Annotated in this window: 12 protein-coding genes and 1 pseudogene; 6 read left to right on the top strand and 7 right to left on the bottom strand. The window is 72.3% G+C overall.

The genetic code is table 11. The features are described 5' to 3' along the window. Positions 1–5 precede the first annotated feature (5 nt). The 3 genes from I8D64_RS01835 (at position 6) to I8D64_RS01825 (ending at position 2604) form a co-directional block, all read left to right on the top strand. Positions 6–791 carry a methyltransferase domain-containing protein gene (locus tag I8D64_RS01835; protein WP_200500797.1) on the top strand — a complete coding sequence of 262 codons (786 nt, stop codon included), beginning with the start codon at positions 6–8 and terminating at the stop codon, positions 789–791. A 127-nt stretch (positions 792–918) separates the two neighbouring features. Next, complete coding sequence (gene recO / locus I8D64_RS01830; RefSeq protein WP_200500796.1) at positions 919–1650, top strand: DNA repair protein RecO; 732 nt, start codon at positions 919–921, stop codon at positions 1648–1650. Positions 1651–1788: 138 nt separating this feature from the next. Continuing rightward, positions 1789–2604: an isoprenyl transferase gene (locus I8D64_RS01825; protein WP_214651035.1), complete on the top strand. Its 816-nt coding sequence runs from the start codon at positions 1789–1791 to the stop codon at positions 2602–2604. A 112-nt stretch (positions 2605–2716) separates the two neighbouring features. On the opposite strand, the pseudogene I8D64_RS17945 reads toward I8D64_RS01825, so the two are convergent. The 5 genes and pseudogenes from I8D64_RS17945 to I8D64_RS01805 all read right to left on the bottom strand — a co-directional run. Further along, a pseudogene (locus tag I8D64_RS17945) lies at positions 2717–3046 on the bottom strand (DedA family protein); the annotation flags it as partial. A 4-nt stretch (positions 3047–3050) separates the two neighbouring features. Next, positions 3051–3467, bottom strand: a complete 417-nt coding sequence (locus I8D64_RS01820; protein WP_200500794.1) for a Fur family transcriptional regulator — start codon at positions 3465–3467, stop codon at positions 3051–3053. A 20-nt stretch (positions 3468–3487) separates the two neighbouring features. After that, on the bottom strand, positions 3488–4399 hold the full coding sequence (locus I8D64_RS01815; RefSeq protein WP_200500793.1) for a metal ABC transporter permease: 912 nt from the start codon (positions 4397–4399) through the stop codon (positions 3488–3490). Next, positions 4396–5151, bottom strand: coding sequence for a metal ABC transporter ATP-binding protein (locus tag I8D64_RS01810; protein WP_200500792.1), 756 nt, complete (start codon positions 5149–5151; stop codon positions 4396–4398). Before I8D64_RS01810 ends, I8D64_RS01815 begins: the two co-directional genes overlap by 4 nt. Continuing rightward, on the bottom strand, positions 5148–6197 hold the full coding sequence (locus I8D64_RS01805) for a metal ABC transporter substrate-binding protein (RefSeq protein ID WP_200500791.1): 1050 nt from the start codon (positions 6195–6197) through the stop codon (positions 5148–5150). The genes I8D64_RS01810 and I8D64_RS01805 overlap by 4 nt, the downstream gene beginning before the upstream one ends. Before the next feature lie 309 nt (positions 6198–6506). Here I8D64_RS01805 and I8D64_RS01800 point away from each other — a divergent pair, with 309 nt between their 5' ends. Continuing rightward, complete coding sequence (locus tag I8D64_RS01800) at positions 6507–7898, top strand: glycine--tRNA ligase (protein ID WP_200500790.1); 1392 nt, start codon at positions 6507–6509, stop codon at positions 7896–7898. Here I8D64_RS01800 and I8D64_RS01795 read toward each other — a convergent pair. Both I8D64_RS01795 and I8D64_RS01790 read right to left on the bottom strand, forming a co-directional pair. Then, positions 7852–8634 carry a potassium channel family protein gene (locus tag I8D64_RS01795; protein ID WP_200500789.1) on the bottom strand — a complete coding sequence of 261 codons (783 nt, stop codon included), beginning with the start codon at positions 8632–8634 and terminating at the stop codon, positions 7852–7854. The two genes, I8D64_RS01800 and I8D64_RS01795, sit on opposite strands and share 47 nt — an antisense overlap. A 5-nt stretch (positions 8635–8639) precedes the next feature. Beyond that, positions 8640–9719, bottom strand: coding sequence for an LLM class flavin-dependent oxidoreductase (locus tag I8D64_RS01790; protein ID WP_200500788.1), 1080 nt, complete (start codon positions 9717–9719; stop codon positions 8640–8642). Positions 9720–9897: 178 nt separating this feature from the next. On the opposite strand from I8D64_RS01790, the gene dusB reads away from it, so the two are divergent. Beyond that, on the top strand, positions 9898–11115 hold the full coding sequence (dusB, locus tag I8D64_RS01785) for a tRNA dihydrouridine synthase DusB (protein WP_200500787.1): 1218 nt from the start codon (positions 9898–9900) through the stop codon (positions 11113–11115). 8 nt (positions 11116–11123) lie between these two features. Then, positions 11124–12467 (top strand): deoxyguanosinetriphosphate triphosphohydrolase, encoded by a 1344-nt coding sequence (locus tag I8D64_RS01780; RefSeq protein WP_200500786.1) that lies wholly within the window; start codon positions 11124–11126, stop codon positions 12465–12467. The last annotated feature ends 36 nt before the right edge of the window (positions 12468–12503 follow it).

Genomic DNA, 12503 nt, shown 5'->3' with positions numbered 1-12503 from the left:
TCCCGATGACGCCCCCAGCTCCCGTCCCGCCGCACACCTGGAGCCCCTCGCAGTACCTCGCCTTCGGCGACGAGCGCGGCCGGCCGTTCCTCGACCTCACCTCGCGCATCGGCGCGCACGCGCCGGGCCTCGTCGTCGACCTCGGCGCCGGGCCCGCGACGCTCACCGCCCTGCTCGCCCGGCGCTGGCCCGAGGCCGAGGTGGTCGCCGTGGACTCGAGCCCCGCGATGATCGAGCGCGCCGCGACGGTCGACGGAGTGCGCGCCGAGCTCGCGGACCTCAGCACCTGGCGCGCCCCGCGGCCGGTCGACGTCCTGGTGACCAACGCCGCCCTGCAGTGGGTCCCCGGCCACCTCGACCTGCTCCCGCAGCTGATCGACCAGGTCGCCCCCGGCGGCTGGTTCGCCATGCAGGTGCCCGGCAACTTCGACGAGCCCAGCCACACGATCCGCCGCTATCTCGCCTCGCAGCACCCCTTCGCCGAGCACCTCGAGGGCATCGCGAGCCCCGCCTCCCACGACGCCGCGATCTATCTGCGCGCGCTCCAGGGAGCCGGCTGCGAGGTCGACGCCTGGGAGACGACCTACCTGCACGTCCTGCACGGCGAGGACCCGGTCTTCGAGTGGGTCAGCGGCACGGGGGCGCGGCCCACGCTGCAGGCCCTGCCTCCCGATCTGCGAGAGCGCTTCGTCGCCGCGTTCAAGGAGCGGCTGCGCGAGGCCTACCCCGACGACGGCCACGGGGGCGTGCTCCCGTTCCGCAGGATCTTCGCCGTCGCGCGCCGGGCCTGATCCTGCACCATCCGACGGGGCACGGGCCGACGAGATGCGGGCCGACGAGATGCGGGCCGACGGGGCGCGCGCCGACGGGGCGCGGCGGGCGCCGTCCGTCGGCCCCCGGCGGTAGATTCGACCCATCATGCAGAAGCTCTACCGGGACGACGCGATCGTCCTGCGCACCCACCCGCTCGGCGAGGCCGACCGCATCGTCACCCTGCTGACGCGACGCCACGGGAAGGTGCGCGCCGTGGCGAAGGGCGTGCGGCGCACCGGCAGCCGCTTCGGGGCGCGCCTGGAGCCCTTCACCCTCGTGGACCTGCAGCTGCACGCGGGACGGAACCTGCACACCGTCACCCAGGCCGTGACCATCGAGGGCTTCGCAGGCCCCATCGCCGCGGACTACTCGCGCTACACCGCCGCCACCGCCATGCTCGAGACCACGGACCGCCTCACCGACGACGTCGTGGATCCCTCCCAGCGCGGATTCCTGCTGCTCGTGGGGGCGATGCGGACCGTCGCCGCCGGAGCGATCCCCGCCTCGCTCGTGCTCGACTCGTTCCTGCTGCGCACCCTGGCGCTGGCCGGCTGGTCGCCCGAGCTGCGCGTGTGCGCGACCTGCGGGGCCGACGGGCCCCACCACGCCTTCGACGTCTCGGCGGGCGGCCTCGTATGCACCGCGTGCCGCCGTCCCGGCGCCGTCGCGATCCGGCAGGCGGCGATCGAGCACATGATCTTCCTCATGGCGGGCGACTGGGAGAACGTCCTGGACTCCGAGCAGACCACGCGCGAGGAGGCCAGCCGCCTGATCGCCGATACGATCACCTGGCACCTGGAGCGATCGGTCCGCTCCCTGGGGTACGTCGAGCGCTGAGGAGCAGTCGTGGCACGCAGGAGCACGCAGCGGAGGGAACGGCCCGGCGCGGAGCGCGCCGCGCGCGGTGACGCCGGACGCCGGCGGGCCGATGCCCCGCGCCGTCCCGAGGAGCCCTTCGCGCATCCCAGCGGAGCGCTGCCCCCGCAGCTGCCGCCGCAGACCATCCCCGGGCACGTCGCTGTCGTCATGGACGGCAACGGGCGCTGGGCGAACCAGCGCGGACTGCCGCGCACGGCGGGCCACGAGGCCGGAGAGGCGGCGCTGCTCGACGTGGTCGCGGGCGCCCTGCAGATCGGCGTCACCCACCTCTCGGCCTACGCCTTCTCCACCGAGAACTGGAAGCGCTCCCCGGACGAGGTCCGCTTCCTCATGGGCTTCTCCCGCGACGTGCTGCGCCGCCAGCGCGACACCCTGCACTCCTGGGGGGTGCGCATCCGCTGGATCGGCCGCGAGCAGCGGCTGTGGAGCTCCGTCATCAAGGAGCTCAAGGAGGCCGAGCGCCTCACCGCGGGCAACACCCGGATGACCCTGTACATGTGCGTGAACCACGGCGGCCGCGCCGAGATCGTCGACGGCATCCGCGAGGTCGCGGCGCTGGCCAGGGAGGGCCGCCTGAGCCCGCGCGCGATCACGGAGTCCTCGTTCCGCCGGTACCTCGACGACCCCGAGATGCCCGACGTCGACCTCTTCCTGCGCACGAGCGGCGAGCAGCGCACGTCGAACTTCCTGCTCTGGGAGGCCGCCTACGCGGAGCTCGTGTTCGTCCCCGAGCTGTGGCCGGACGTGGATCGTCGCGTGCTGTGGCGCGCGGTCACCGAGTACGCGCGGAGGGATCGTCGCTACGGGGGAGCGGTGGACGCTCCGACTCCCGAGGCTCCGGGGGGAGCGTCTCCCGACGTTCTGGCGCGGGAGTCTCCCGCGCCCGACGCTCGCGCGACCGGCGGCGTCTGAGCACGAGCACGACCACCAGCGCGATGACGAGCGCGAGCACCAGGATGGCGACCCAGGGGCTCAGCAGGAACAGCTCGATCCAGGTGATCACGACGGCCAGTCCTATCGTCGCGTAGATGACGGCCCAGGCGAGGCCGCCGATGAGCAGTGCCGGGACGTAGCGCACCGCCGGCATGCGGGTGAGGCCGGCCGAGAGGTTCGCGGCGGTCTGGAAGCCGACGGTGAGGAAGCTCAGCGCCACGACGGGCGCGCCCCACCGGTTCACGATCGTGATCGCACGATCCACCGACGGGCTCTCGATCATCCTCGCGAGCCGTCCCTGGTGCGCGAGCCGGTGCGCACCGCGCCCCAGCAGGTACGTGCCGCCCGCGCGGCACAGCACGATCACCCAGAGCAGGCCGACGGCCGGAAGCAGCGGGAGCGAGCCGATCCAGTCGAGCACCCCGTCACGCCCCGGAGGAGGAGGCGTCGTCGGACGGGGCGCCCGAGTGCTCGGGGCACAGACCGAAGATCTCCATGGTGTGGTCGACGTCGGTGAAGCCGTGCTCGCGGGCCACACGGCGCGCCCAGTCCTCGACCTGCGGCGCCTGGAACTCGACGGTGCGCCCGCACTCCCGGCACACGAGGTGGTGATGGTGGCCGCTCTGCGCGCACTGGCGGTAGATGGACTCGCCGTCGTCGGTCACGAGCACGTCGACCTGGCCGCCGTGGGCCATGGTCTGCAGGTTCCGGTACACGGTGGCCAGGCCCACGGTCTCGCCGTCGGCCCGCATCTGCTCGTGGATCTGCTGCGCGCTGCGGAAGTCGTCCTGACGGCCGAGCGCGTCGAGGATCGCGGTGCGCTGCCTCGTGTTTCGCTGCATGCTCACCATCATCCCAGGACTCAGCGGTCCGCGGGCATCGGTTCGCTCACGCCTGAACGGCTCTCGGCCTCGGTCCGTCGTGCGCGCAGGCGCTGGACGATCGGACGCAGGATCAGGCTCACGGCGTAGCAGGCGATCGTGAGCAGCACGATCACGCCTCCGGGCGGCAGGTCCACGTAGGCGGTGAGCACGAGCCCGCCCAGCGCGCACACGACCGCGATGGCCATCGCGGTGCGCATCGTGCGGGTGAAGCCCACGACCACGCTCTGGGCGGCGGCGACCGGGACGATCATGAGGGCGGAGACCATGAGCGCGCCGACGATCCGCATCGCGAGGGTCACGGTGAGCGCCGCGATCACGGCGATGAGGATGTTCATCGCCCGCACGGGCAGGCCCGAGGCGCGCGCGAACTCCTCGTCGCCCGTCACCGTGTACAGCACGCGGCTGAGCCCGATGCCGATCACCATGACGATCACGGCGAGGACCACCGCGATCACGAGGTCGGTCGCGGTGACCGTCGCGAGCGAGCCGAAGAGGTAGCCGACGAGGCTCTGCGAGCCGCCGCCCGCGAGCTGGATGATGACGACGCCGCCCGCGATGCCGCCGTAGAAGAGGATCGCGAGGGCGACATCGCGGCTGGTGTGCCCGACCTCGCGCACGATCTCGATGACGACGGCACCGATCACGGAGGCGACGAGCGCTCCGGGTATCGCGAGCAGGTCCTGCGGGGAGGCGCTGATCCAGGCGCCGACGAGCCAGCCGACGGCCACTCCCGTGAGCGCCACGTGCCCGAGGCCGTCGCCGAGCAGCGAGAGGTTCTTCTGGACGAGGTACGTGCCCACGATCGGCGCGGTGAGGCCGATGAGCACGGCGATGATCAGCGGGTAGCGCATGATGTCGCTGGTCAGAAGGTCCCAGGGGGCGATGGTCATGGGTGGATCTCCTGTCCCAGGCACTCCTCGTGCAGCGCCTGGTGGTCGTGTCCGGGGTCGAACAGCGGGCGATCCTCGGGCGCTCCGTCGTGGACGACGCGACCTCGGTCCAGGACCACGGCGCGACGCACGTCCTCGCTCAGCGGGCCGAGCTCGTGCAGCACCACGACCACCGTGGTGCCGCGCTGGGAGAGACGGCGGAAGATCGCGGCGATCGCGTCCTGCGTCGCGACGTCGACGCCCGAGAAGGGCTCGTCGAGCACGAGCAGCTGCGGGGAGCGCACCAGGGCGCGCGCGATCATCACGCGCTGTCGCTGTCCGCCGGACATCTGGGTGATCGGCCGGTCGGCCATTCCGGAGAGGCCGACGTCCGAGAGCAGCGAGTCCACGCGCGGGTCGTGGAGCCGGGAGAACCAGCGGCCCGGCCCGAGCAGCCCGGTGGCGACGGTCTCCCGGGCGGTCGCCGGGATCGATCCGCCGCCCGCGGCGAACTGCGGGACGTAGCCGACCTTCGCATGGACCCTCCGGTCCTTCACGGGGCGGCCGAAGAGGCTGATCGTGCCGGCGCTCGCGGCCTGGACGCCGACCATCGCGCGCAGCAGCGTCGACTTGCCGGAGCCGTTCGCCCCGAGCAGGCCCACGAGCTCGCCGGCGGCGACCTCGAGGGACACGTCGTGCAGCACCGGGGCGCCGCCGAGGTCCACGTCCAGGTGCTCGACGGAGACCGCCGGCGTCGCGGACCCCGGCGTCATGACCAGCTCGCCACGAGCTTCGAGCAGTTCTCACGCATGACGGCAGGGTAGTCCGTGTCCTCGGAGAGCTGGGTCTCGAGGTTGTCGAGCTCCTCGGCCTTCGCCCCCACGTTATCCGCGAGCGTCTCGGCGACCTTCGGCGACGCGGTCGTCTCGAAGAAGACCGTCGTCACGTGCTGGTCCTTGATGACCTTCTGCAGCTGCAGGAGGCGCTTGGGGGAGGGCTCGACCTCGGGATCGATCCCGGTGATGCCGATCTGCTCGAGGCCGTAGCGGTCGGCGAGGTAGGCGAAGGCGGTGTGGCTGGTGACGAAGGGCTTGTCGCCCTTCACGGCGTCGAACTCCTTCTTCAGCTCGGCGTCCAGGTCCTCGAGGGCGCTGCGGGCGCTCGCGCCGTTCTCCCGGAACGTCGAGGCATTGTCCGGATCGGCCTTCGCGAGGTGCTCGCCGATGGCCTCGGCGACCTTCCCGAGGCGCACGGGATCGTTCCAGAAGTGCGGGTCGAGGGCGCCATGGTCGTGGCCCTCGTGTCCGCCCTCGTCGGACGCGCCCTCCTCGGACTCCTCGTCGCCGTGATCGTGCTCGTCCTCCTCGCCGCTGCCGGAGAGCATGGTGACGACGGCGGACACGTCCAGCGTGGCGTCCGAGAGTTCCTTCGAGGAGATCGCGTCGTCGAGGGAGGCCTGGAAGCCGGGGATCTGCACGATCAGCGCCGCCTCCTGGACCTGCGCGACCTGGGCGACGGAGAGCTCGAGGTCGTGGGGGTCGACGCCGGGCTGGGCGAGGCTCACCACCTCGGCGAGGTCGCCGGCCACCTGCTGCGCGGCGTAGGTGAGGCCGTAGCAGCCCGTGATGACGACGGGCTTCCCGGAGGATCCGGACGTCCCTCCGCACGCGCTCAGCGCGAGACCGGCCGCGCCGATGCCTGCGAGGCCCAGCAGCGATCGTCGCGTGGTCGTCGTCGAGCGCAGGAGTGCGGGCGCTGCGGCGGCGTCGGACGGGTGCGTGCGCGAGGGGCGGCGGGGGGAGCGGGGCGTGGCGAACATGAGAGTGATTATCAGAGTTGACCTCGTCCGAGTGCAAGCTCGCGGCGCTCGAGGAGGTGGCGGATGTGGCGCGCATCGCGCCTCGTCGGCCGACGGGGGAGCGGACCCCCGGCGGCGCGCCGGGTCGGTCCTGGCGCGCGCCGACGCCGGGCGCGTTCGTCGATATGCTGGACGCTCGTCCCGGCGCTCCGCCCGCCGTCGCGGCCCACGCCGCACCTGGATCCGTCGCACCCCTCCGCGTCCTCGCGCAGGGCCGGCCTCCAGGGCCTCCGCGGAGCGCCACCACCGCCGCATCGCAGGAGTCACACCGTGGCCAAGGCCCCCGCCAGCACCCTGGACAACGTCATCGCCCTCGCCAAGAAGCGCGGGTTCGTGTTCCCCTCGGGCGACATCTACGGCGGCACCCGCTCCGCCTGGGACTACGGTCCCCTCGGCGTCGAGCTCAAGGAGAACATCCGCAAGCAGTGGTGGCGCACCTTCGTGCAGGGCCGTGAGGACATGGTCGGCCTGGACTCGGCCATCATCCTGCCCACGCGCGTGTGGGAGGCCTCCGAGCACGTCAAGACCTTCACCGACCCGCTGGTGGAGTGCCGCAGCTGCCACAGCCGGTTCCGCGAGGACCACCTCCTCGAGGGCTTCGAAGAGAAGAAGGGCCGCGCCCCCGAGGGCGGGCTGGCCGAGGTGCCGTGCCCGAACTGCGGCACCCGCGGCGAGTACACCGAGCCGCAGCAGTTCTCGGGGCTCATGAAGACCTACCTGGGCGCCGTGGACAACGAGTCCGGGCTGCACTACCTGCGGCCCGAGACCGCGCAGGGCATCTTCGTGAACTTCCTGAACGTGGTGACCGCCGCGCGCCAGAAGCCGCCCTTCGGCATCGGCCAGGTCGGCAAGGCGTTCCGCAACGAGATCACGCCCGGCAACTTCATCTTCCGCACCCGCGAGTTCGAGCAGATGGAGATCGAGTTCTTCACCCCGCCCGAGCAGGCCCAGGAGTGGTTCGACCGCTGGGTCGAGGACTGCTGGAACTGGTTCGTGGACCTGGGCATCGATCCCGACCACATGCGCCGCTTCGACGTCCCAGAGGCGGATCGCGCCCACTACTCCGACGGCACCATCGACATCGAGTACAGCTTCGGCTTCCAGGGCGGGCAGTGGGGCGAGCTCATGGGCATCGCCAACCGCACGGACTTCGACCTGGGGCGCCACACGGAGGTCTCCGGCACGAAGATGCAGTACTTCGACCAGGCCTCGGGCGAGCGGTACACGCCGTACGTCATCGAGCCCAGCTTCGGGCTCACGCGCTCGATGATGGCCTTCCTGGTCGACGCCTATCGCGAGGACGAGGCCCCCAACACCAAGGGCGGCGTCGACACCCGGACCGTGCTGGGCCTCGACCCGCGCCTCGCGCCCGTCAAGGTCGCCGTGCTGCCGCTGTCCAAGAGCGAGGACCTGGTCCCGCGCGCCCGGGCCCTGGCCGACGAGCTGCGCCCGCTGTGGAACGTCGAGATGGACGTCTCGCAGGCGATCGGCCGCCGCTACCGCCGCCAGGACGAGATCGGCACGCCCTTCTGCATCACGGTCGACTTCGACACCGCCGAGGACCAGGCCGTGACCATCCGCGAGCGCGACTCGATGGAGCAGACCCGCGTGGCCCTCACCGAGGTGAAGGGCTACCTGGCGCAGCGTCTGATCGGGGCCTGACGGAGGACCGGTCGGCGTCGGCCGGGGGCTGCGGGGCGTCGTGCCCCGTGGCCCCCGTCCCGGCGGTCGCCGGGGTGCGGACCTGGCCGATGAGCCAGCTAGCGAAGGTCGCGGTGATGACGCCGACGAGGGCGATCCCGCAGATCATGAGGCCGACGGCGATCAGCCGACCCGGCAGCGTCACCGGGGTGTAGTCGCCGTAGCCGACGGTCGTGATGGTCGCGATCGCCCACCAGAGCGAGTCGCCGATGGTCTCGATGTTCCCTCCGGGCGCGCCCCGTTCGACGTCGAGCACGCCCACGGCGGCCACCCACGTCACCAGGGAGGACGCACCGACCACGTAGGTGACCACGCGCCCGCGCACGAGGGCGCCCGCGTGCCGCTGCAGCAGCACCACCAGCGAGATGAACCGCGCCAGACGCAGCATCGCGAGGCCCGGGAAGATCACCAGCGCGAGGTCGAGCGGATGGCGCACGATCCAGCGCAGACGGTGCTGCGCGAGGACGAGGCTGACCACGTAGTCGACGGCGAATGCCGCCCACACCACCCAGGTGATCCCGTTGAGAAGATGTCGCACGAGCCCGTCCGGCTGCGCGATCACCTGCACGGAGTAGGACGCGAGGAACAGCAGCGAGATCGAGAGCAGCGGCCAGCGCGTGGTCCGCTCCCAGCGCGCCGCCCGATCCCCGCGAGCCGTGCGCGTGCCGTGCGGGGCGTCCGCGGTCCCGGGACCCATGCGCCTCAGACCCATGCCTGCCGCAGCGACGGCGCCACCTGCTCGGCGAAGACCGTGGTGATCCGCCGGACCACGTCGTAGGGATGGCCGAAGGGGAGCGCGAGGATCGCCTCGTCGGCCGCCTGCAGGGCGACGTCGTCGGCGAGGAAGCGCGCGACCTCCTCGGGGGAGTCCGCGACCACGCGTCCGAAGGCGGCGGGCCGTCCTCCGATCAGCGCCGTGCCCTCGCGCATCGCCGCCTGCCGCTGCCGGTCCCGCTTGATGAGGTGCGCGAAATCGTCCAGATCCGACCGGCGCGTGACCGGAAGCACCTGCCGACTCGCGGAGACGTGCCCCTCGCCGTGGCCGGATGTCCGGCTCGCGGCGCGGTAGGCCTCGATCAGCGCCCTCTGCAGCTCCTCGAAGGAACGGCCCGTGCCGTCGGCCGGCTGCAGGGTCGAGACCTGTAGGCCGATCCCGAGCCGGCCCGCCCTCTCGGCGCTCGCGATCGAGCCGGCGCCGTAGGCGATGCGCGAGCGGAGGCCGGGGGCCTGCGGGCGCACGCGCAGCGGTGTGCCGGCGTCCTCGGTCTCGAAGAACTCGTCCGCGGTCGCGACCACCTCGCCGTCGACGAAGGCGAGCAGGTCCTCGAGCACCTGGTCGACCCGTGCGCGCACGTCGCCGTCGACCGGGCCGAAGGCGCGCTCGTTCACGGCGTCCTGCTTCGCGTACCCGGATCCCACGCCCAGACGCAGTCGGCCGCCGGCGAGCAGATCCGTGGTCGCGGCGTCCTCGGCGAGACGGCCCGCCTGCTCGAAGCGCAGAGGGATCAGCGCGGTGCCGAGCGCCATCGTGCGCGTGCGCTGGGCGGCGGCCGCGAGGAAGGGGAGCGGCGCGGAGAGGAAGTCCTGGAGATGACGGTGCCGGACGTATCCCGCGTCGATTCCCATGCCCTCGGCCCGCTCGAAGAGGTCGAGGCCGTCGTCGAGACCCTGGGAGCGCCCGCCCGCCGTGCGCGCGGGCTCGATGCCCGTGTGGTCGACGAAGGCGAGGAAGCCCAGACTCCGGGGCCGACGTCGATCGGGGGAGTGCGTCTGCGTGGTCATCGGTCCTCCGTGGGGGAGTCGAGTGGGGCCGCGGGTACGCGCTGCTGGTCGCTCACCTGGGGCATAGCCGCATCGTAGGCGCGCAGGCCCTCTCACGGGTCCTCCCCAGGCCCCTCCGATGCACATCACCCTTCCCGGGCCTCCCGGTGCGGCACAGGGGATGGGACAATCGGCGGTGATGACCACCCTCGACGCCCCCACCGCACCGAGCTCCCCGGCGTCCCCGTCCGCGGAGCCGCAGCGGCGCACCCTCGCCATCGGCCCGCACACCGTCGACACGCCCGTCGTGCTCGCGCCGATGGCCGGCATCACGAACATGGCCTTCCGCCTGCTGTGCCGCGAGTTCGGCGCGCTGCACTCGGAGGACGACGGCGGTCTGTTCGTCTCCGAGATGGTGACCTCTCGCGCCCTCGTCGAGGACCACGCGGAGTCATGGCGCCTGGTGACGATGGGGGAGCGCGAGACGCCGCGCTCGGTCCAGCTCTACGGCGTGGACCCGACCACCGTGCGCCGCGCGGTCGAGATGCTCGTCGAGCGCGACCGCGCCGACCACATCGACCTGAACTTCGGCTGCCCGGTGCCCAAGGTGACGCGCCGCGGCGGGGGCGGCATCCTGCCCTGGAAGACCGAGCTGTTCACGCGCATCGTCCGCGGGGCCGTCGAGGCCGCCGCGGACGTCCCGGTAACCGTGAAGACCCGCATGGGCATCGACGAGGACCATCTGACGTACCGCGACGCCGGCCTGATCGCCCAGGAGGTCGGCGCGTCCGCGATCGCGCTGCACGGGCGCACCGTCGTCCAGCACTACAGCGGCCAGGCGCACTGGGAGGCCATCGCGGACCTCAAGCAGCTGGTCACCGACATCCCCGTCCTCGGCAACGGCGACATCTGGTCGGCCGAGGACGCCCTGCGCATGGTCGAGGAGACCGGCGCCGACGGCGTCGTCGTCGGCCGCGGCTGCCAGGGCCGCCCGTGGCTGTTCGCAGACCTCGCCGCCGGCTTCGCGGGCCGTCCCGAGCGCATCCGTCCCACCCTCGGCGACGTCGCCCGCACCATGCGCCGCCACGGCGAGCTCCTCGTGGAGTTCTTCGAGGACGAGGGCCGCGGCATGCGCGACCTGCGCAAGCACGTCGCGTGGTACTTCAAGGGGTATCCCGTCGGCGGCGAGATGCGGCACCGGCTCGCGACCATGGAGTCGCTCGCCGACCTCGACGCGAAGCTCGCCGAGCTGGATCTCGACTCGCCCTACCCCGGGGCCGACGCCGAAGGGCCCCGCGGCCGCGCCGGCACCCCCAAGCGAGCGGTCTGCCCCGAGGGATGGATGGATTCCCGGGAGCTGAGCGACGAGCACCGCGCCCGCCTCCACGAGGCCGAGCTGGACACCTCGGGAGGATGAGCGCCCGCATGGAGCACCTGACGCAGCGGGGCACCTCCGCGGACTCCCCGCTGGTCGCCCTCCCGCCGGGGTACACGGCCTCCGACCAGGAGCGCTGGGGCGAGGAGCCTCCCAAGTCGCACACTCGCACGCCCTTCCAGAGGGACCGCGCGCGCGTCCTGCACTCCTCGGCGCTGCGTCGCCTCGGTGCGAAGACCCAGGTCCTGGGCGCCGGCGCCAACGACTTCGTGCGCACCCGCCTCACCCACTCCCTCGAGGTCGCCCAGGTGGGCCGCGACATCGGCGCGGCCCTCGGCTGCGATCCCGACGTGGTCGACGCCGCCTGCCTCTCGCACGATCTCGGCCACCCGCCGTTCGGCCACAACGGCGAGAAGGTGCTCGACGAGCTCGCATCCGGCATCGGCGGCTTCGAGGGCAACGCGCAGACCCTGCGCCTGCTCACGCGGCTCGAGCCCAAGCTCATCGGGGCCGACCGCCCCTTCGGGCTGAACCTCACCCGCGCCACGGTGGACGCCGCGATCAAGTACCCGTGGCGCCGCGGCGAGGGACCGGACCCCGCTTCCTCGAAGTTCGGCGTCTACCCCGATGACCAGGGCGTCTTCGACTGGGCGCGCAACGGCGCTCCGGGCATCCGCAAGTGCTCCGAGGCGCAGGTCATGGACATCAGCGACGACATCGCCTACTCGGTGCACGACATCGAGGACTCGGTCACCGGCGGCGCCCTCGACCTCGCAGTCCTGGCGGACCCGATGGAGCGCGCCGCCGCGCTGTACGTCGTCCAGGACTGGTACACGCCGACCGACCCGATCGACGTGCTCGACGCGGCCCTCGCCCGGCTCGAGGACCAGCCCTGGTGGGTGCTGCGCTACACCGGCTCGATGCGGGACGCCGCCGCGCTCAAGGACATGGCCAGCCAGCTCATCGGCCGCTTCACCCACGCCGTCGTCGAGGCGACGCGCGAGCGCCACGGAGACGGCCCGATCGCGCGCTTCGCTGGGGAGGTCGTCGTCCCCGAGGAGACGCGGCTGGAGATCTCGGTGCTCAAGGGGCTCGCGGCCGCCTACGTCATGAGCTCCGCGGCCCAGCGGCCCGTCTACGCGCAGCAGGAGCAGATCCTGCGGGATCTCTACGCGCATCTCTGGAACACCGGCAGCGTGCATCTCAGCCCGATCTTCTCCGAGCTCTGGGAGGATGCCCAGCACGATGCCGGAAGGGCCCGCGTCGTCATCGACCAGATCGCCTCGTTCACCGACGTCACCGCGCGCCGCCTGCACGAGACGCTCTACCGCGGCGGCACCACGCACGTGACCGCCGCGGACACGCCGCTCCCGGGACTCGGTTCGGACCTGTAGCGGCGGGGGAGCGCCCGCAGCACCACGAGAAGGACC

Source organism: Brachybacterium halotolerans (assembly GCF_016623465.1).
Lineage (GTDB): Bacteria > Actinomycetota > Actinomycetes > Actinomycetales > Dermabacteraceae > Brachybacterium > Brachybacterium halotolerans.
Note: the sequence above shows the minus strand (reverse complement) of the source record. Positions and strands in the feature narration are given on the sequence as shown.

What these genes read in the sequence shown, in the direction of transcription:
- I8D64_RS01835 (WP_200500797.1), top strand. Translation starts at nt 6, where the DNA reads ATGACGCCCCCAGCTCCCGTCCCGCCGCACACCTGGAGCCCCTCGCAG.
- I8D64_RS01795 (WP_200500789.1), bottom strand. Translation starts at nt 8,634, where the DNA reads ATGGGTCCCGGGACCGCGGACGCCCCGCACGGCACGCGCACGGCTCGC.
- I8D64_RS01780 (WP_200500786.1), top strand. Translation starts at nt 11,124, where the DNA reads ATGGAGCACCTGACGCAGCGGGGCACCTCCGCGGACTCCCCGCTGGTC.
- I8D64_RS01805 (WP_200500791.1), bottom strand. Translation starts at nt 6,197, where the DNA reads ATGTTCGCCACGCCCCGCTCCCCCCGCCGCCCCTCGCGCACGCACCCG.
- I8D64_RS01820 (WP_200500794.1), bottom strand. Translation starts at nt 3,467, where the DNA reads ATGCAGCGAAACACGAGGCAGCGCACCGCGATCCTCGACGCGCTCGGC.
- dusB (WP_200500787.1), top strand. Translation starts at nt 9,898, where the DNA reads ATGACCACCCTCGACGCCCCCACCGCACCGAGCTCCCCGGCGTCCCCG.
- I8D64_RS01790 (WP_200500788.1), bottom strand. Translation starts at nt 9,719, where the DNA reads ATGACCACGCAGACGCACTCCCCCGATCGACGTCGGCCCCGGAGTCTG.
- recO (WP_200500796.1), top strand. Translation starts at nt 919, where the DNA reads ATGCAGAAGCTCTACCGGGACGACGCGATCGTCCTGCGCACCCACCCG.
- I8D64_RS01815 (WP_200500793.1), bottom strand. Translation starts at nt 4,399, where the DNA reads ATGACCATCGCCCCCTGGGACCTTCTGACCAGCGACATCATGCGCTAC.
- I8D64_RS01810 (WP_200500792.1), bottom strand. Translation starts at nt 5,151, where the DNA reads ATGACGCCGGGGTCCGCGACGCCGGCGGTCTCCGTCGAGCACCTGGAC.